A 19,429-nucleotide genomic window follows, 5' to 3' on the forward strand; every position below is an offset into this window, starting at 1 on the left:
AGAGTCTGTTAAACCCGAACTGACCGAACCTTCGCCAACAAATAAAAAGAAACGAAACGAAGAGTCTGTTAAACCCGAACTGACCGAACCTTCGCCAACAAATAAAAAGAAACGATTAGTGGTTTGTTGTGATGGAACTTGGGAGCGATTGGACAGTTTCTATCCGACAAATGTGGTCAAGTTTGCCCGGTCAATTAAATATACGGCGGACGATCAAACACCGCAGATGGTTTACTATTTATCGGAACCTGGCACGGTAGAAGATGATGATGATTTAATTAACAAATTAGGCGGTGGTGCCTTTGGCTGGGGAATTCAGCGAATTATCAGTGATGCCTATCGCTTTTTATGTATGAATTACAATGTAGATTCTCAAGATGAAATTTATCTAGTGGGTTTCAGTCGTGGTGCTTATGCCGTTCGTTGTCTAGCGGGAATGATCTACAAATGTGGTTTATTAAAGCGTTCTAAGATCCGAGAAATTGCTAAAGCCTATCATCTATATCGAGATCCTAACATTCGGCCGAGTGATCCCAAGGCACAACAATTTCGTAAGGATAATGCGAATCAAATTGATGCAAAAGAGAATTATTTACAGTATCGTGTGCCGATCAAAATGTTAGGTTGTTGGGATACGGTAGGAGCTTTAGGGATACCTGATATTATCCCTTGGCTATCAATTAGCACAATTTGGAACAAAAAGGATGAATTTTTCGATGCCAAACTCAGCCCCATTATCGAAAATGCCTTTCATGCGGTGGCTACTGATGAGAAACGTAAAAGTTTTCCCTCCACGCCAATGGAAAGAAACCCAAAAAATCTGAATCAGGATCAGGTGATTAAAGAGGTTTTCTTTATTGGCGAACATGGTTGTGTTGGCGGCGGAACTAAAGAATATCAAGGGCTATCGGATTATTCTTTGCAATGGATGGTCAATCAAGCGAAAAAACTTGGATTAGAGTTTTGTTCCACTGAAAATGATAGTGAGGAGCTTCAAATTAAAGTAGATTACACGACTAAATTTGATAATAGTGTAACGGGCTTGTATCGTTTGGGGGGTGAAGAATTGCGGTCTATTAACTCTTCGATCGTTTCTATTCATCGCAGTTTAGTTAAACGATTAAAAGCTTGTCCTGATTATCGTCCCCAGAATCTAGAACCGATGCTTAAGGATTTACTGCTCACAGAAGAATAAGCCAATACAGTACTCAGTGTAATTGTCACCCTGTCGGTGTATACCTTGCAGACTCTGGTCATATTCAAGAGGGATTACAAATGGCTGAAGCTGGAATGGTATCCACTGTAGAATTGGCGAAACAGCTTAAGGATGCAAATGAGCGCCTTGACCAAACTATCGAAGACGAAGCACAAAGAAACAAGTAATATTAGGACTGTATGCAGATGTCGTCTGATGAGAGTTATCCTATTTTAGAGGAAAAATGATTGATTCGCAAGAACAAAAGCCATCTTATCCAAAACCTTACAAGCCAAAAACACAAGAACCAAGACCACAATCGTGTCAGCACATAAAAATCTTGGACTGTAACAGGCCAATCAGCCGCGTCTTCTTTGAATGTTATCACTGTCGTCAGGGTTTATTGACTGAATGCAAGGGAGAGTCTGCGGTGCAAGAGTTTAAGGTGACTTGTCCTACTTGCGGCAAAACTGCTATCTATCTGATGACGAGTGAAATAGTTTCAACAACGGCAATTCCGTCACCCTGGGACAGATAACAGAACCACCCGCTTACTTAAAATTCAAAATTCAAAGTTCAAAATTCACGCATTAAGAATTTTGTTTTTGAATTTTGAATTCCCCTTATTTTTTGACTTTTGACCTTTGTTGACTTTAAGCTAGTACAGAAGAACTATCCAAAGGATGGAATGTCTGACTTAATTTTATTTTGGCATCGCCGCGATTTACGTATTTCTGACAACACAGGACTTGCTGCTGCGAGAAAGCAAAGTCCAAAGGTAGTAGGTGTGTTTTGCCTCGATCCAAATATTTTGGAACGAGATGATATTGCCCCGGCAAGAGTGACTTACATGATTGGTAGTTTACAGTCACTACAACAGCGATATGCTCAAGCAGGTAGCCAGTTATTGATTCTTCACGCTGAACCGACTCAAGCTATTCCAAAACTGGCGATCGCTCTGAAGGCAAAGGCTGTATTTTGGAATTGGGATGTAGAACCGTATTCTCAAGAACGCGATCGCACGATTATCGAAGTACTCAAAGAAAAAGGTATCCAGTTTCTGGAAAAAAACTGGGATCAAATCTTACACTCACCAGAAGATATTCGTACTGGTTCCCAGCAACCTTACACCGTTTACACTCCCTTTTGGAAAAATTGGATTGGTAAACCAAAGGCTAACCCAACAGAAACTTTGGAAAATGCTGAAGGATTGACAGAAGCTGAAAAAGAAATTGCCAACGCTTCAGGGGTGATAGAATTACCCTCAGCCAAAGATTTAGGTTTTCATTGGGATGGAGAATTGGTGATTACGCCAGGAGAGGCGGCGGCGCAAGAACGGTTAGAGGAGTTTTGCGCCAGTGCGGTTAATGAATATCAAGAACAGCGCAATTTTCCAGCAGTTGAAGGTACATCTAGATTGAGTGCTGCTTTAAAATTTGGTGTCATTGGTATTCGCACTGTTTGGCAAGCCACTTTAGAAGCGCTAGAAAATAGTCGCAGTGACGAAACAGCAACCAACATCCGTACATGGCAACAGGAACTAGCATGGCGGGAATTTTATCAACACGCAATGTATAATTTCCCGGAATTAGCAAAGGGTGCTTTCCGCGATCCTTTCAAAAACTTTCCTTGGGAAAATAACGAAGAATATTTTCAAGCTTGGTGCGAGGGTAGAACTGGCTATCCTATCGTGGATGCAGCTATGCGCCAGTTGAATGAACTTGGATGGATGCATAACCGCTGTCGGATGATTGTCGCCAGTTTCCTAACCAAAGACTTGCTGATTAATTTCCAGTGGGGAGAAAAATATTTTATGCAGAAGCTGATTGATGGTGACTTATCTGCCAATAATGGGGGTTGGCAATGGAGTGCTTCTAGCGGAATGGATCCTAAACCTTTGCGAATTTTTAATCCTGGCAGTCAAGCGCAAAAGTTTGACTTTGAGGGCGAGTACATTAGGCAATGGGTTCCTGAATTGCGATCTATGGATACAGAGTATTTAGTAACTGGGAAAATTTCTCCTTTGGAACGCCAAGCTGTTGGTTATCCAGATCCAATTGTCGATCATAATAAACAGCAACGAGAGTTTAAAGAGCGTTATCAACAGCAAAAAAATCAGACATAAGTTTGACATTTTGACGATGAGCAACAACATTATATTTCAGGACTTAGGCAAAAATAACGTAGTTGTGTCATTGCGACGTAAGGAAGCAATCTCACAGTCAAGTTCATTAGTAACTCGTGCGTAAGTCTTATATTTATGAAGTACCGCTTTCTTCATAAATCAAAATACCGCTGCTTTATGAATATATGGTCTAATTTCTGTCATTCGCGCTTTCTGCGCCAAGCTGTACGAGCCGGATTTTTGGCGATCAGCATAGTATGGTTTAGTTTGTCAACCCCTGTGCAAGCAGCCACAAACACCACTCAAGCAGACAGCAATAATCTTATTAATCCAAAATTGGAAGCCGAGGTTTTGCAGATTATCCACAATCACCCAGAGGTGGTTGTAGAAGCTTTGCAAGCGTACCAGCAACAACAACAAAAGCAGCAACAACAAGCCAAGCAGTTAGTTTTGCAAGAGATAAAGACAAATCCCAACAAAATCATTGGTGAATCTCCGACTACTGGCGCAACTGAACCAAAGATTCTGCTGATAGAGTTCTCGGACTTTCAATGTCCTTATTGTGCCAAAGCTCACAAGACGTTGAAGCAGTTTATGGCTCGTCATCAAGATGAAGTTACGTTGGTGTACAAACATTTTCCCCTAATCTCAATTCATTCTGAAGCAATGCCCGCTGCTAAAGCCGCTTGGGCGGCTCAACAGCAAGGAAAGTTTTGGCAGTACCAAGATGCTTTGTTTTCAAGCCAAGGTAAATTAGGGGAGAAATTGTATGTTGCGTTCGCCAAAAAACTGAATCTCGATCTCGAACAGTTTAACCAACAGCGCAGTGGAAATGCAGCCGATGCTGTGATTCAAAAGGACATAGAGACGGCGATGAGACTGGGAATTCAGGGTACTCCTTTCTTTGTCATGAATGAGGAGACATTTGATGGTGCTGTTGAGCTATCTGACATCGAGAGGATACTAGCTCGAACAGTAAACAGTGAACAGTCAACAGTGAACAGGGAACAGGGAACGCTTAACAGTGAACACTATAGCAATCCTATTTGAGTTGTGAAAATTGCTGGAGTCCAGAAACCCGGTTTCTGGCAGAAACCGGGTTTCTAATTTTTCACAAATGATTTAGGACTGCTATAACAACTGATAACTGATAACTGTTAACTGTTAACTGATAACAGTCAGCCGAGCAAGTGTCACAGATGATGCGAAAATAACTTTTATCAGGATAATGATAAAGTATCGCGCTATGTGCGTGGGCTTATGTCACCAAACTTTGATTCTTCTCTCAAAATTGAAATCAAGCTTGCATCTAACAATCCTGAGTTATTGCATGGACTTGATATATGGTTGCGCTTGGGTTTGATATCGGATACCCAAGTTAAGCAAATCTGTCGAGAGTTTTTGGTTTGTCGTGTGGAGTTGCAACCACAGACTTTACCTGAACCGCAAGTGGAGATGTTACATCCAACGTCTCTACATCAGGATGATGCATTACCGACAGCTAAGAAACCTAATGTTCTTGCTCGGATGTTGCAGTCGCTGGGCGAAGAATTAAGTGTCCGCTGGCTGCTATTTTTAGGAATGTTTTTAGTGGTGGTATCCTCTGGGGTTCTCGCCGCGAGTCAATGGCAAAGGTTTCCGCCTTCTGGACAATATGGAGTTTTGCTTGCTTATACTCTGAGTTTTTGGGGGATAAGTTTTTGGGCTGGTAGACAGTCTCATTTAAGTTTAACAACTCGGACGCTGCTGATTGTCACACTGTTGTTAGTGCCAGTCAACTTTTGGGCAATGGACAGTTTCAATCTTTGGCAAAATCCTTTGAATTGGGTTGTCGTTGCAATAGCTTCTATTACGCTTTCAGCAATTACTTTTTTATTTTGCAACAATCGGCTGTTTTCTACTCATCAGCCAGCTAGAAAATTGCCTTTAGTTAATATTTTAGGACTGTCGTATGTACACTGGGGTTGGCAATTCCCAGGATTTCCCTTAATTGCAGTTTATTTAGCAACGGTAGGAACAACTCTCGCTACTATTTATCACACTCGTCACCAGCAAAGGCAAACGGTTGTAACAGTTGAAGACAGGAAAACTGGATTAGGTATCAGTCTGTCTTCGCTCGTCACTGTTTATGCTTTATTTGTGCTGTTGGTACGAGCGATTTTTGTTGTCCAAGTAGAGATCCAAGAATTGGGCTTAGCTGTTGGTATTTGCGGCGCTCTGGTGACTTGGTTGGCACAGCCAGACAACAGAGCAGGGGAAGCAGGGGAGCAGGGGAGCAGGGGAGCAGGGGAGCAGGGGAGCAGGGGAGCTATTAGTTCCTCATCTTGGGTGACTCCTTCACTTCCCTGGGAATTACTTGGCGGTATTCTAATATTCTTTGGTTGGTTGGTGTCGGTAAGTGCTGCTTTTCCTTGGCAAGCAACGGCTGTTAGTGGTTTGGGTTTGTGGTTTTTCAGTCGGCGCTTGCAGTTGGGTGGTACGCGCGTCGATGTGGGAGCGTTTTTCGCTATTGGGTTGGAGACGATTTGGCTGTTATGGTTGTTAGTGCCTTTTGGGTTGCAAGAATGGGCGATCGCTACTATTACTCAACTAACTCATTCTCAGAATACACCTTGGGCGTTGCTGAGTGTGCTGTTATTTCCCTATCTTGTTTTGATGGTGGCGTTGACAGATGGACTTTATCGCGCTCAAAAGGTGCAATTGGCTGATTTTGGGGAAAAATTAACGCTGGTGTTGGGAATCTCACTCACTGCGGTGAGTTTGGTCAATCCCACGTTACGTTCCTTGAATTTACTTTTATCTGCAATCACTTTAGGAAGTGTCAGCCAGCGACGACTTCCCACCAGAATAAATTTGGTGTACATGACTCAAATTGCAGGGGTGCTAACGCTTTACTCAATTATTGACCGCTTTTTTCCTTATCTTAATACACAAGTTTGGGCAAGCATTGTGTTGGCTGTGGCGGTTGCAGAGTGGTTGTTTTGTTGTTTGGGTAACGGAGTCTGGCACAAGAGTGCATGGTATATGGGTTTGGGACTGGCGGCACTGAGCTACACTCTATTATGGATGAATGCTGAACCAGCTTGGTTTGGTTCTGGTAATAACAGTGAGAGTTGGGGTTTGGTTTGGTTAATCACTCCTATAACTTTCACAGGTATAGCTATTCTTGGTTTTAAATCTCCAGCCAGCACAGTAGCACGTCCGACTCTCAATGCTTGGTTGAGTGTCGCCGCTTTGGGACTTGCGCAGTCACTAATTTTACCACTATCTGGAGGAAGATTAATCGGTTTGGCTGTCGCTAGCGCTTTGATGTTTGTTAATACGCGCTATTTACGACACAAAGTATCTGCGTTAATTACTGTTGGATTTGGACTGGGTTTCATTGCTGCCCTGTTATGGGAAGGTGTGCCTGGTTTAGCAAGATTATCTTTACAGGGCTGGTTTGTCGTAGGAGGAGTTTGTACTGTTGGTTTATGGCTAATTCGTAAATTGTTAAGCACCAGAGAGAACGAATTAGTAGCTATTTATGCAGAAGCCAGTGACAAGTGGGCGATCGCACTCTGCTGTGTTGAGCTGTTGCTGCTGAGTGTTCACTCAACGCTTGTTTACCAAGGACTGACGAAATCTGATTTTCTCTACTTAACTTCTTCAATAATAATTTTAGGGGCAATTGTTTATCGCAGTTGGCAGCAACCGAGTAATTGGAGTTTTTATGGTATTGGGTGGTGTCTGGAATTATTGATTGCTGAAGTCTTGGGTTTTGGCGATCGCTCTATTATCAAAATTGCAATTGCTAACATCGCCTTAGGTTTGCTTACTCAACTTTTAGGGGAGTGGTGGCGCTGGAAACACCGACTCGAACAACTTCCCAACCGCTGGCACATTCTGCCTTTGGTATATGCTGTCTTTGGTGTCGCGTTGCGTTCTTCAACCTTTGCCAACTGGACAGGTTTATCTTCCTTAGCTGTGGCTTTCATTGTTATTGGAGTTGGGCGACGGCGTCAAGAATTGAAACCCCTACTGTATCTGGGGCTGATTGGGATATCAATTTCAGCATATGAGCTTTTATTCTATCAACTCTTGCAAGCACCAGGAGGAGTATATGGCGATCGCTTAATTGCTATGTCTGTTCTTGGCACTGGCATTATGTATGCATATCGTATTCTCTCGCCTTGGTTTGCAGACTACTTACGCCTAACCACTAAAGAACTGAAAGTCGTTGCTCATATTCACTGGGTTCTTAGTAGCTGTTTATTACTTTCTGCCACCTTCACCCCCATTGCAATAAACCATCTTGTAGGCTTGGGAACCGGGGTATTTTTGATTCGTTATGCCATTTTTCAAGGACGTTACCATCCACAGTCTGCGATGGCGCAAATGTGGGTTTATTTAGGTTTGTTAGAGATAGCAGGGTTCAGAATTTTTTGGATTTCTACACCAGTAGGACGCTTATTTGCTGAATCGTTACTTCCTTGGAAAGCGCCTATAGCCTCTGTTGTTGCCTACTTTCTCTACATTTTACCTTGGGAGCGTTGGGGCTGGTCTAAAAGACCTTGGCAAAACGCTGCATATATTTTGCCATTGATATATCTGTGGGAAAGTCGAGGGGAAATTTATCCAGTCGGCTTGCTGATCACAGCAGGGTTTTATGCTTTTATTGCCAAGGTTTCAAAACAATTCCGTTTCACCTATGTCAGTGTAGTGCTGATTGATTGGGCGTTGTTTCGTTGGTTTTGGGACTTACATCTGAGTGATACTTTGTGGTATGTAATACCGATTGGCTTATCACTGCTGTATGTTGCTCAATTCGATCCTAGCCTGAGAGAATTTCCAATGAAAGCAAGTCGCCACTCGGTGCGGCTACTGGGCTGTGGTTTAATTTGTGGATGGGCTATTGTTTTTCATCAAGATACGGCATTTATACCCGGATTTTTGAGTCTTATCGCCATTTTTGCAGGATTAGCTTTGCGAGTGCGGGCTTTTCTGTATGTTGGTACAACTACCTTTTTTATCACGAGTTTCTATCAACTGGTGATTTTTAGCTTGCATTACCCATTTTTGAAATGGGTAGTTGGCTTGCTTGTTGGTATCGTACTCATCTCGATTGCTGCTAACTTTGAAACCCGTCGCGAACAAATTAATTCCTTACTTCGCAACTCCAGTGAGCAATTGCAGGAATGGGAATAGTTTGTTGAAATATAATTATTAAGGCTATTCACCCAAGTTGCTAGTTATTGATTCTGGCGATACGCACAAGCTAAAGCGTTCGACTGCCCTTCGGCAAGCTCGACTTCGACAAGCTCAGCCACCGGGATCGCGCTCACGCCGAAGTCCTCCGGCTTATCGCCCACAACAAGATTTACGGTTTACAGCAATTTTAGGGTAAATAGACCACACTCTCCGGGGCGCAATGCCTTGCGCTCCTACGAAAGATTGTGGTTCAAATAGATCAAAAACGCTGTAATAACAATTATGTCTCCAGAACAGTTGCTACAGGTAATTGAACAAGCCGCACAAGAACAGAGTACAGAACTGGATTTATCTGGTCATAACCTTACGGCTTTACCACCTGAGATTGGCAAGCTCATTCATTTAACAACAGTGATCGCCTGCTTCGCGACTTCGCGCCAATCCGTTTCTTCGTTATATTGCGCTCTCACCTGCTCTACCCCTAACCAAACACGACAGAATAGCACCGAATCTTCATCACCTGGCTGTGGCTGAATTGGTGACAGGCTGTAAGAGGTCTTGTGGTCGTAGTGTTGCGATCGCTCTTTTACCCCCCCCTGAACGGTTACAATCGCACAATGAATATTTCCGCGAAAAAGTAAATCGCACAATGAATATTTCCGCTTACTTGGGAATGCCCTCCTCCACGCTGGTGTCGCGCACTTTCAGCACGCCTCGTCAGACAACGCACTACATCGAGTGCGGACCGGCCGACGGACCGTTGATGATCTTCCTCCACGGCTGGCCGAGCATCAGTTTGATGTGGCGCGCCCAGATGGACGCGTTCGCCGCCGACGGTTGGCACTGCGTCGCTCCTGATCTGCGTGGCTTCGGCGGCTCGTCCGCGCCCGCAGCCAACGACGCCTATACCATCAAGGAAGTCGTGGCGGACATGGCGGAGCTCCATGACCACCTTGGCGGCAAGCCTGCGATATGGGTCGGCCACGACTGGGGCTGTGTTGTGGTCGGTGAGTTGGTCGCGCTGCAGCCCAAGCGCAGCCGTGGCGTCGTGCTGACTTCGCTGGCGTATCAACCCGACGGGCACGCCCTGCGCATAATCGTCCCGCTGGCCGACCGAACGATTTATCCGGCTGACCAGTATCCGGATGGCCAATGGGACTACTACCGCTACTACACGAAGCACTTCAAGACGGCAGTCGCCGACCTCGATGCAGACAAGGCAGCTTCGCTGGCGTCGATCTTTCGACCAGGCAGCCCCGCCGCCGTCGGCAAGGTTGCGCCGCTTGCGGTGGTCACGCGCAACGGAGGGCGCTTCGGCGCTGCACACCGCGCCCCGCCGACGCAACCTGACCCGGCTCTCTGGCCACCGGCGGACTTCGACGTGCTGGTACAGTCGTTCAAGGCTCATGGCTTCCGTCCATCCTGCGCGTGGTATCTGAACGACGACGCCAACATCGCCTACGCGCGCAAGGCGCCCAATGGCGGCCGCCTGTTGCAGCCGGTGCTGTTCGTTAACGGCGACTTTGACCAGATCTGCACCATCATCGGAAATCGCCAAGGCGACCCGATGCGCGCGGCCTGCCCAGACCTTACCGTGACGAGTATGCCCGCCGGGCATTGGCTGCCGCTGGAACGCAAGGCAGAACTCATCCAGGTCATCCGCACCTGGCTCCAGAGTAAAAGTCTTTGATTGCGGCAGTGGGAAAGTGACATCCCACACGCGGAGCGGTTGCCGCTACATTTTTCCTAGACAAAACCGGACAACCTATTGCCTAACGGCAACGCTACGCTAAGGGCAAAAAAGGCGGGTTTTTTGGTCAATAAGCACTAGTAATTGAGAATCACCGCCTTTTTTGCCCCCACCACAGATATCTGTGAGTGCTTCAAGAGTACTCGTGGGGGAAGGTTGTCCGGTTTTGTCATGGTTTCACCCAACCCTACAGCACGCCCGAGCAGCTGCGGAACTGGCTGAGATGGCTGAGGATTCTGTTGTTGACTCATTAAAAGCTGGTGGTGCTCAGACTTTAGCACAATTTCTCAATCATCCTGCTGTCAGCTTTGTTATCGCTGCTTTGGACGATTGGCACAACACGCATCAAGATAGATAAATCATTATTTTCAATCTATATCTGTAGCGAGCTGCAAATATCGGGACATGAAACTGCAAACAAGCCGATTTTTAAACCCGATTCAGTATTCATAATTGTGACTAAAAAACCCGGTTTCTTCTTGTTGAGTCAACCAAATTTCGGTCTTCCCAGTAACAGAAACCGGGTTTTTGGCATTAATGAATCGGTGTTCTAGCAAGTGCTTGGAACACATTATTCGGGGATTGACCTCAAATTTCGATAATTTGGTACTATTACTTGATGCAAAACACCTATCAACAACAAATGGTTGATAGCGTAGAATTATCTATCAGGCGCTAACACTAGTCGTAGTCTTTACAACATCCCACTGTTGTATCAAAGTCATAACCCCAGTGCTGACATTTATGGTGTAGAGATTATTAGGTGTCACATACCGAGGTGCACCAAGGGCATATATTTGCTCTCCTGAAGCGCTGGCTAAGCTGCTAAAGCCACTATTCCAAACTTTACCATCAATTGTCAATTGCGCTCCTGGGCTTACTTGTCCTTTTGTCAAATCCAACTGCACCAAACTTGTATTACCTTGTTGCGTAAGATTGGTCGTATAAATTATTCCATTTGACTCAGCAACATTATCCAACCTCGACTGGGCTAGATTATCGAATCGCTCGGTAACAGGCAGTGTGATGTTATTAATAGTATTAATCGCTCCTGTATTAGCGTCGATATTAACTAGTGTGGATGACGTTTTGTCACTTTTGTGGGTTAGACCGATAAGCGAGCCATCATTAGTAACCAAGATATTTGCGAGGTTCTGGTCGTTTGCGAGTCCAGAAATAGGGATGCTTGTTGTAGACTGACCTACAGTGACAGTCAATAAGCGAGGGGAATTATTTCCTTTTGTAGCAGTTTTGAGCGGGCTAATGCTTAGTACAAATTTATTATAACCTAAATAACTGATACTATTCAATTGTTCGCTAGGCTGTATAGAAACAGTAGTCAGATCCTGAATTTGTTTAGTTGCTAAGTCTAAGGACTGTATGACAAGTTGTCCGGTTTTAGGAACGCGTACACCATAGATAATCGAGGATGTTTGTGCAACAGTTCTTTTGCCGAGATACCCAAACCCAGCAACTGTTGTGGTTGCAATCACCATCTGACCAAACCGTCGTCGTGTTAGCTTCAACATGTTTGTCCTCTTGTTAACTAAATTTTATCATTCAAAGGCAGCCTGATTTTATTGTATTAAAAATAATCAGTAATTGCAAAATCAATGATTGATATCACTCGCAATAATCAGATTCTGTGCTTACTAACTTGACTGCGCCACTAAATTTTATACCTTCAGGTAGAAGACCCTAGTACCGCTTTCGTCACTTTGCGGCACACTTTGCGCTTAGGCGGAATTCGATGATTCCAAATATGCCCTGCGTGCGCTCTGCGCTTTACAAAAAGCTGACATCACAAGCTTTTCGCTTATGTTTAATGGTAGCTTTATTTGGTGCGCCCAATGTACTAGGACTTGCACAATTATCGGAATTGGTGAAAAAATTGTACGGCGAGTCGCGTAGATCGCATTCTCCCTTGCAAGAAACCTTAGAGGATACCAGTGAAAGTTTTAGTTATAGGTAATGGAGGGCGGGAACACGCCTTAGCTTGGAAACTGTTACAATCAAAACAAATTGAGCAAGTTGTATGTGTGCCAGGAAACGGGGGTACAGCAAGTATGGAAGGTTGCCAAAACCTTTCTTTGGCAGTAGACGACTTTGAGGCGATCGCTCAATTTGCCAAAGACCAGAACATAACTCTTGTTGTGGTCGGACCAGAAGTGCCTTTAGCAAAAGGCATTACGGATTATCTCAAATCTCTTGGTCTAATGGTTTTTGGTCCAACCAAAGCAGGTGCGCAAATTGAGGCAAGTAAGGCTTGGGCAAAAGCTTTGATGCAGGAAGCAGGAATTCCGACAGCACGGGCTGCGGTATTTACGGAAGCAGCCGCAGCGAAATCTTATGTGAAATGGCAAGGAGCACCAATTGTTGTCAAAGCCGATGGTTTAGCGGCTGGTAAAGGTGTCATCGTTGCCCAAACAGTGGAACAGGCACATGCGGGGATTGATGCCATGTTTGGCGGAGAATTTGGCAGTGCAGGGAAATTTGTTGTTATTGAAGAGTGTTTGACAGGGCAAGAGGTTTCTGTTTTAGCGTTGACGGATGGGTTAACGATTCGTCCGTTATTAAGTGCTCAAGATCATAAGCGGATTGGTGAGGGCGATACAGGAGAAAATACTGGTGGTATGGGAGCCTATGCTCCAGCGCCGATCGCCACACCAGAGTTGATGGCAAAAATTCAAAAGCAAGTTTTGGAAAAAGCGATCGCCATACTCAGGAAAAAAGGCATTGACTACCGAGGTGTGCTTTACGCTGGCTTAATGATAACTCCTAATGGCGATTTTAAGGTTTTGGAGTTTAACTGTCGCTTTGGCGATCCAGAAACGCAAGTTGTGTTACCTCTGTTGGAAACACCCCTAGAAGAATTAATTCTAGCTTGTGTTGAGCAACGTTTGGCTCAAATGCCACCCATCGCTTGGAAGCAAGGTGCAGCTGTCACAGTTGTTGCTGCTTCTGGTGGTTATCCTGGAGCATATCAGAAAGGAAAAGTTATTACTGGTATTCCGGAAGCACAAGCACTGGGAACCACTGTTTTTCATGCTGGGACAAAGGCATTCCCAGGCGGGAGCCAGAAAACCAGACAAGTGGTGACAGACGGAGGTCGGGTGTTAAACATTACTGCAGTTGGAGAAAATTTTGAGCAGGCGCTCGCCCAAGCGTATGCTGGGACGCAGTGCATTCACTTTGAGGGAATGTATTACCGACCAGATATTGGTCACCGAGTCAGGTAACTAAAAGGGGATGAGAGGAAAATATTTTCTCTCCCTGCTTCTTTGCTCCTTCTTACGTGTTTGTCTATAAACTGTTAATTTTTATTTATTGGGCTAGTTTGAATTCCTAACAGGGATGAACAAATAACTATCCCTAGCCTAACAAGTCAAACCTTGATAGGTCTTAGGTAAACCATACACCTTCTTATAACCCTCATTGTCAGCACTATAATAAAGATTTTTTAAGATGCTAACTGTTTTTAAAATAATCAAAGAAGCAATTGTCAATTGGTGGTTGGAATTCACTCTCCAGACTAAACTTTTAGCAGCCGCTACTTTGGTAGTCTCTCTGGTGATGAGTGGTTTGACCTTCTGGGCAGTGAATACAATTCAGCTGGATGCACGTTTGAATGACACTCGCTTTGGTCGTGATCTCGGGCTGCTGCTGGCGGCTAACGTTGCTCCGCTCATTGCTAATGATAATCTCACCGAGGTGGCAGAATTTTCCCAACGCTTTTATAGCAGCACCTCTAGCGTGCGTTATATGCTCTATGCTGATGACACAGGGAATATTTATTTCGGTATTCCCTTTTGGCAACCGGAGGTGGGAACATCCCTTACCATTGAACGGCGGATAGAACTGCCCGATAATTATGCTGCTGATGCAGAAAAGCCGATGGTGCGACAACATCAATCGCCAGATGGGGAAGTCACCGATGTGTTTGTTCCACTGACTGCGGATGGCAAATACTTGGGTGTGTTGGCAGTTGGGATTAATCCTAACTCAGCTGCAGTCATCTCATCAAATTTCACTCGTGATGTCACCATTGCTGTTTTTATCTCAATTTGGGTGATGGTGATTTTGGGAGGGGTGATTAATGCTTTGACAATCACCAAGCCGATAAAAGAGTTGCTGGTGGGAGTAAAACAAATTGCTGCGGGGAATTTCAAACAGCAAATTGATTTACCACTAGGGGGCGAACTTGGGGAGTTAATTCTCAATTTTAATGAGATGGCAGAGCGCTTGGAGCGCTATGAAGAACAAAATATTGAGGAACTGACAGCGGAAAAAGCTAAGCTAGAAACGCTGGTTTCCACAATTGCTGACGGAGCTGTCCTGATTGATAATAGTATGCAGGTGATTTTAGCGAACCCCACAGCCCAGAGAATTTTCGGCTGGGAAGAGGCTAAACTCGTAGGCGAAAATGTTTTACATCACTTGCCTGCAGCGGTAGGAATGCAAATTACCCGTCCCTTATATGAAATAGCAACCGGGGAATGCGAAAGTGCTGAATTCCGTATACCACTGATTGAACCTATCAAGCGCACTATCCGCATTCTGATGACAACAGTTCTTAACCAGCAAAGAGAGAGTGTTAAAGGTATTGCTATTACCGTGCAAGATATCACCCGCGAGGTAGAACTTAACGAGGCAAAAAGTCAGTTTATCAGTAACATCTCCCACGAATTGCGAACGCCTCTATTTAACATCAAATCATTTATCGAGACTTTGCACGACTATGGGGAAGACTTGAGTACTGAACAAAAGAAAGAGTTTTTGGTCACTGTCAATCATGAAACCGATAGACTAACCCGCTTAGTTAACGATGTTTTGGATTTGTCAAAGCTAGAATCTGGTCGCAACTATCACTTGAACGGGGTGGATTTGGCGCAGGCGATCGAGCAGACACTGCGTACTTACCAACTCAATGCTAGGGACAAAGGCATTGAATTAATTCAGGAAGTAGCGCCTCAATTGCCCCTCGTTGTCGGTCACTATGATTTATTGCTGCAGGTGTTGGCTAATTTGATTGGTAATGCCCTTAAGTTTACTAAGGCGGGTGGAAAAGTTGCCCTCCGCGCCCACCAACTTGAACCAAAGTCCAGTTTTCATCATCAAGTACCCAAAGTACGAGTGGAAATTTCCGATACTGGAATTGGCATCGGTCCAGAAGACCAAGAAGCCATTTTTGACCGTTTTGTCCGGGTAGAAAACCGAGTTCACACCCTAGAAGGCACAGGTTTAGGGCTATCTATTGTCAGGAATATCATAGAAAAGCATCACACGAAAGTTCATTTGGTGAGTGAAATTGGCGTTGGTACTACTTTTTGGTTTGACTTGGTGGTGTTTGATGAACAAGCGCCTCATGTTCCGAAGTTATATTAAGCCAGGTATAGGAGGGAACAGGGAGCAGGGGGCAGGGAGTAGGGAGCAGGGAGTAGGGTGCACCCTGCACCCTGCACCCAAGCGTTTGCGCAGCGCCCCTCTTAGGGGCTAGCGTGCTCCCTACTTCTTCCCCTCTACACCCCCCTACACCCTTACACCCTTACACACGCCAGATACCTACGGAGGGAAACCCTCCTTCAGTACTGGCTCCCCTACACCCCTACACCCCTGTGTTTCTTCAGATGCAACCTTTGTTCAACTGCATCAAAGGTCTCCGTTTTTTTTGCAAAAGACCAGCGGACTGTATTTCGCCCAAGTTCTGGTGTCGAGTAAAAACTAGAACCTGGTACAACGGCTATTCCGACTTCTTCAACCAGGTATTTGGCAAATTCATAATCATCTGCATGAGCGCTGTATTGACTAAAATCACTCATTATGTAATAAGCACCTTGGGGTGGTTGTACGATAAATTGATATTCTTCCAGAATTTTGACTATGCGATCGCGTCGGGTAGTGTATGCTTGTTTTTGAGTCTCGAAGAACGACTCTGGCAATTTCAATCCAGCGACTGCAGCGTACTGGAAAGGGGCTGGTGCACAAATTGTTGTAAAGTCATGTAGCGTCCGAATTGCTGCACTTAAGTTAGCGGGAGCACAGACATAGCCAATCCGCCATCCTGTGATGGAGAAGGTTTTACTCAAACCACTAATAGTTAGAGTTTGCTCAAACATTCCATCAAGAGTTGCTAGAGGAATGTGTTGGTGTTCGTCGAAGGTGATGCGATCGTAAATTTCATCCGTAACAGCAACAACATTAAACTCTCGGCAAAGACTGGCTATAGAATTTAATTCTTCCCTTGTAAAAACACGTCCAGTAGGATTATGAGGTGTGTTAACAATGATCGCCTTGGTTTTGTGTGAAAAAGCAGCTCGTAGACGTTCTGGATCGAGTTGAAAAAAAGGCGGCTCTAATCTCACAAAAACTGGTTTAGCTTGTGCGAAATTAATGGCTGGGAGATAGTTATCATGAAATGGTTCTATGACAATAACTTCATCACCCGGATTAACTAAGCTGAGCATCGCCAAGACAATACCTTCTGTGACGCCGCAAGTAACCGTAATTTGCTCCTCTGGGTCATAGTATAAATCGTACAAGTTTTGCAAATTATTTGAAATTGCTTGGCGAAGCTCTGGAATTCCCCAGGTGTTTGTGTATTGATTATGACCTTCTTCCATCGCCACAGATGCAGCCCGAATGAGTTCAGGAGGGGAGGGAAAATCAGGCAATCCTTGAGCCATGTTGATGGCTTTATGCTTGATTGCAAGCCTTGTCATTTCACGAATAACAGAGGTACGAAATTCTTGTAATCGCTTAGCAGATGGATACATTTATTCTCCTGTGAAAACTAAAGTATTATCTAAAACATTAGAATAATCGTTTGGCTGCTAAAAAATTGGAGTTTAGACTAATTTTTGCTCTCAAACCGCCAAACCCTTATCCAGAGTAGCTTTCCCAATTTATAACAGCTTTAGAATTCCGAAATCTCAAATCCTTGCTATACAAGGGTTATAGCCTAAGAAATAGAATTTAGTCTAAACTCCAGTAAAAAATGTTGCTTCTGGGAATGGTAAAGTCCAATGTTTACTATATGTTATAAATTGAGTTTTCTTTGACTTATGCACTTATGAATGTTGTTAAAACTTACGCATAGACAAAGTAGGCAAGCTGAAATACCGCCTTGCTTTGCAGCGGTTTTCATATGAATAGACCACAAATTGTAGGGTGGGCATTGCTCACCAATATCTTAAATGTCTATCACATAGGCTTTTATGAGCAATGCCCACCTTACAGAAAACCGCTGTATGGTTAAGATCTAGACAGAACAATAATTAAACAGACGAATAACAGAGCCAGCAGCAAAACTAAAGCTTGATTGCGTTTGATCCAATTTTTTACAGTTGCACCAAAGCTGTTGGCGTCACGCTGCTGCTGCAAGTATTGCTTACTCTCCTCAATATTTTCGTAGAGAATGCATTCTTTGGCAAAAGGACGCTGAGGAAAATTGCAAGTATCGTCAGCATGGTAAGTGCAGCTGTCGCAGAGATACTCCTTCCCTGTGGCGCGATGTAGAGGAATGCCGGGATGTCCATAAGCTTTCAACTGAGTGCCACAATGAGGACAGGTGACAGCTTGGGAATTCACGGGTTGATGACAGCGAGGGCAAGTTGCAGTGTCCACAAGCGTAGCGTTAAAGAGCAAACATTCTGATTCTAGCTATTTCCTCATATGCATGGGTACAAAATACTGATCGATTTGTTTTCAAAATTTATTCTCTACTTTGTCATCCGTCGTAATGACGTAAGAACGAGACACTTTTCATACTTACTCAGCATCAATATACTTATAAGCTCGCGCTTTTGCTAATATCATCACATACTCTAGCGTTAGGAAATGATCTAATTCTCTTTTTTCCTCTGGTGTTAGTTCCCCCATTTTGTGTTTATACACCAAGTCTTCCAAATGGTCTTTTGCTGAATCTGAAAGTTGAAAATTGACGACAGTTTGGGGAGTGGTTCCAGCAGCAATGAAGTCTATAATTTCGTCGTAAACTTTTGTTGTTTGGGTAGGCGTATTCATAGCGCGTGTCTCTTCTTTTTGCTAATTATACTTCTATGCTACTTTCCAGGATTTTGCTAGCGTTTGAGGTTTTGGCAGAGGTTCACCGATTTCTAAGGATGTCTCAATTAACATCTCTATCACTTCTTGAGCGTTTTTGAGAGCTTCTTCGTAAGTCTCTCCGTGAGTGCAAGGCTGCATGACATCAGTAAACTCAGGTAAGAAAACAACATAACATTGGTCTTCTTCTGACCATTGAATGATGATTGTATATTTCATTCTTCTGTCTCCTCTGTCTGCTCTTCTTCCATTTTATTTAGTTCTACAAGTGCTTCATTTACTTGCTTTTCTAAATACAGTTTGGCATCACTACCATCTTTGCCAGCAATGATAATAGCTTTGGGTAATTTTGGATGTATCCATTTACTATGACTACCTTTGGCAGGTTTGTAAGTAAATCCTGCTTGCAACAATAAGCTTTTGAGTTATCTAATTTTTTTGGGCATATACTCAGCTTACATTTTTACTTCCCCATCTCTCTATTCATACGCCTCTCGTCGATGAGCAATAGTTCTGAGCGAATTGTTCTCCAATTTTTTACACGACTTTCAGCAACATCTTTTTTACCCCTCTCAAAAGATTCTATAAAACCTGGAATATCGAGTAATTCTTGGGTTGCATCTTCAGTCTTTTTGTCTGCTAGGTAAGCTAGAAAATCAGCAACCAGTTCTAAGCGTTCTGAAGATAATGCATCAAGATATTGGTTGATCTTCTCACGAATTGTAGTGTTGTTCATATTTTTATAGCTCTTCTACTTCTCTAATTCTGCCAACTTCTTCTGAGCATACTCCCGCACTTGCTCATCGGGATCATTCTCTGCTCTGTCGCGCAAAAGTGGTAAAGTTTGGGGATGGTGAGGATGTTGTTTGATAATTATCTCAAGTGCTACTCGCCGAGGATTAGTTTCATTGTTTTCCTTGCGCTCAAAGGGATCATTGACAGCGCAGTTGTGGTAAATATCAAACAACTCAGGCTGATAGGGAAAATTTTTACCTAAAGCTTGGACTGCTGCACGTCGCACAGACGAATCATCATCATCAGTAGCGCGAGTTATGAGGAAGGCTTTTGTATCAGGGTCATCTTTGTAGTTGCTGGCGAATGCTTGGAC

The 19,429-nt window shown here is 44.1% G+C and carries 19 protein-coding genes; 11 read left to right on the forward strand and 8 right to left on the reverse strand.

Going from position 1 to position 19,429, the window contains the following annotated elements:
• The 9 genes from AC5JM2_RS03645 to AC5JM2_RS03685 form a co-directional block, all read left to right on the forward strand.
• Positions 1 to 1,195, forward strand: a 1,195-nt coding sequence (locus AC5JM2_RS03645) for a T6SS phospholipase effector Tle1-like catalytic domain-containing protein (protein WP_495833551.1), incomplete at its 5' end; no start/stop codon positions are given.
• 244 nt (positions 1,196 to 1,439) lie between these two features.
• Positions 1,440 to 1,733, forward strand: coding sequence for a hypothetical protein (locus AC5JM2_RS03650; RefSeq protein WP_495833552.1), 294 nt, complete (start codon positions 1,440 to 1,442; stop codon positions 1,731 to 1,733).
• Between the two features lie 150 nt (positions 1,734 to 1,883).
• Positions 1,884 to 3,320 carry a deoxyribodipyrimidine photo-lyase, 8-HDF type gene (locus AC5JM2_RS03655; RefSeq protein WP_495833553.1) on the forward strand — a complete coding sequence of 479 codons (1,437 nt, stop codon included), beginning with the start codon at positions 1,884 to 1,886 and terminating at the stop codon, positions 3,318 to 3,320.
• A 177-nt stretch (positions 3,321 to 3,497) separates the two neighbouring features.
• Positions 3,498 to 4,370, forward strand: a complete 873-nt coding sequence (locus AC5JM2_RS03660; protein WP_495833554.1) for a DsbA family protein — start codon at positions 3,498 to 3,500, stop codon at positions 4,368 to 4,370.
• A 210-nt stretch (positions 4,371 to 4,580) separates the two neighbouring features.
• Complete coding sequence (locus tag AC5JM2_RS03665; RefSeq protein ID WP_495833555.1) at positions 4,581 to 8,507, forward strand: DUF2157 domain-containing protein; 3,927 nt, start codon at positions 4,581 to 4,583, stop codon at positions 8,505 to 8,507.
• A gap of 37 nt (positions 8,508 to 8,544) precedes the next feature.
• On the forward strand, positions 8,545 to 8,706 hold the full coding sequence (locus tag AC5JM2_RS03670) for a hypothetical protein (RefSeq protein WP_495833556.1): 162 nt from the start codon (positions 8,545 to 8,547) through the stop codon (positions 8,704 to 8,706).
• Positions 8,707 to 8,792: 86 nt separating this feature from the next.
• Positions 8,793 to 9,044, forward strand: coding sequence for a hypothetical protein (locus tag AC5JM2_RS03675; protein ID WP_495833557.1), 252 nt, complete (start codon positions 8,793 to 8,795; stop codon positions 9,042 to 9,044).
• 115 nt (positions 9,045 to 9,159) lie between these two features.
• The gene (locus AC5JM2_RS03680) at positions 9,160 to 10,200 is read left to right on the forward strand and encodes an alpha/beta fold hydrolase (RefSeq protein WP_495833558.1); all 1,041 of its coding nucleotides are present in this window, start codon (positions 9,160 to 9,162) and stop codon (positions 10,198 to 10,200) included.
• Positions 10,201 to 10,384: 184 nt separating this feature from the next.
• Positions 10,385 to 10,618 (forward strand): hypothetical protein, encoded by a 234-nt coding sequence (locus AC5JM2_RS03685; RefSeq protein WP_495833559.1) that lies wholly within the window; start codon positions 10,385 to 10,387, stop codon positions 10,616 to 10,618.
• A 310-nt stretch (positions 10,619 to 10,928) separates the two neighbouring features.
• On the opposite strand, the gene AC5JM2_RS03690 is transcribed toward AC5JM2_RS03685, so the two are convergent.
• Positions 10,929 to 11,789, reverse strand: a complete 861-nt coding sequence (locus tag AC5JM2_RS03690) for a hypothetical protein (protein WP_495833560.1) — start codon at positions 11,787 to 11,789, stop codon at positions 10,929 to 10,931.
• Between the two features lie 420 nt (positions 11,790 to 12,209).
• On the opposite strand from AC5JM2_RS03690, the gene purD reads away from it, so the two are divergent.
• Positions 12,210 to 13,499 (forward strand): phosphoribosylamine--glycine ligase, encoded by a 1,290-nt coding sequence (purD, locus tag AC5JM2_RS03695; protein ID WP_495833561.1) that lies wholly within the window; start codon positions 12,210 to 12,212, stop codon positions 13,497 to 13,499.
• A gap of 226 nt (positions 13,500 to 13,725) precedes the next feature.
• The gene (gene nblS / locus AC5JM2_RS03700) at positions 13,726 to 15,645 is read left to right on the forward strand and encodes a two-component system sensor histidine kinase NblS (protein WP_495833562.1); all 1,920 of its coding nucleotides are present in this window, start codon (positions 13,726 to 13,728) and stop codon (positions 15,643 to 15,645) included.
• Positions 15,646 to 15,857: 212 nt separating this feature from the next.
• Here nblS and AC5JM2_RS03705 read toward each other — a convergent pair whose 3' ends face one another.
• The 7 genes from AC5JM2_RS03705 to AC5JM2_RS03735 form a co-directional block, all read right to left on the reverse strand.
• Positions 15,858 to 17,033 (reverse strand): pyridoxal phosphate-dependent aminotransferase, encoded by a 1,176-nt coding sequence (locus AC5JM2_RS03705; RefSeq protein ID WP_495833563.1) that lies wholly within the window; start codon positions 17,031 to 17,033, stop codon positions 15,858 to 15,860.
• A 478-nt stretch (positions 17,034 to 17,511) separates the two neighbouring features.
• The gene (locus AC5JM2_RS03710; protein ID WP_495833564.1) at positions 17,512 to 17,883 is read right to left on the reverse strand and encodes a hypothetical protein; all 372 of its coding nucleotides are present in this window, start codon (positions 17,881 to 17,883) and stop codon (positions 17,512 to 17,514) included.
• Positions 17,884 to 18,027: 144 nt separating this feature from the next.
• On the reverse strand, positions 18,028 to 18,282 hold the full coding sequence (locus AC5JM2_RS03715) for a hypothetical protein (RefSeq protein WP_495833565.1): 255 nt from the start codon (positions 18,280 to 18,282) through the stop codon (positions 18,028 to 18,030).
• A 33-nt stretch (positions 18,283 to 18,315) separates the two neighbouring features.
• A complete protein-coding gene (locus AC5JM2_RS03720) occupies positions 18,316 to 18,540 on the reverse strand; it encodes a type II toxin-antitoxin system HicB family antitoxin (protein ID WP_495833566.1) in 225 nt (74 codons plus the stop codon).
• The gene (locus tag AC5JM2_RS03725) at positions 18,537 to 18,734 is read right to left on the reverse strand and encodes a type II toxin-antitoxin system HicA family toxin (RefSeq protein ID WP_495833567.1); all 198 of its coding nucleotides are present in this window, start codon (positions 18,732 to 18,734) and stop codon (positions 18,537 to 18,539) included. Before AC5JM2_RS03725 ends, AC5JM2_RS03720 begins: the two co-directional genes overlap by 4 nt.
• Positions 18,735 to 18,784: 50 nt before the next feature.
• Positions 18,785 to 19,057, reverse strand: coding sequence for a hypothetical protein (locus AC5JM2_RS03730; protein ID WP_495833568.1), 273 nt, complete (start codon positions 19,055 to 19,057; stop codon positions 18,785 to 18,787).
• A gap of 15 nt (positions 19,058 to 19,072) precedes the next feature.
• The coding region (locus tag AC5JM2_RS03735) for a HEAT repeat domain-containing protein (protein ID WP_495833569.1) at positions 19,073 to 19,429 on the reverse strand (357 nt) is incomplete at its 5' end.

This window comes from Brasilonema angustatum (assembly GCF_059505445.1).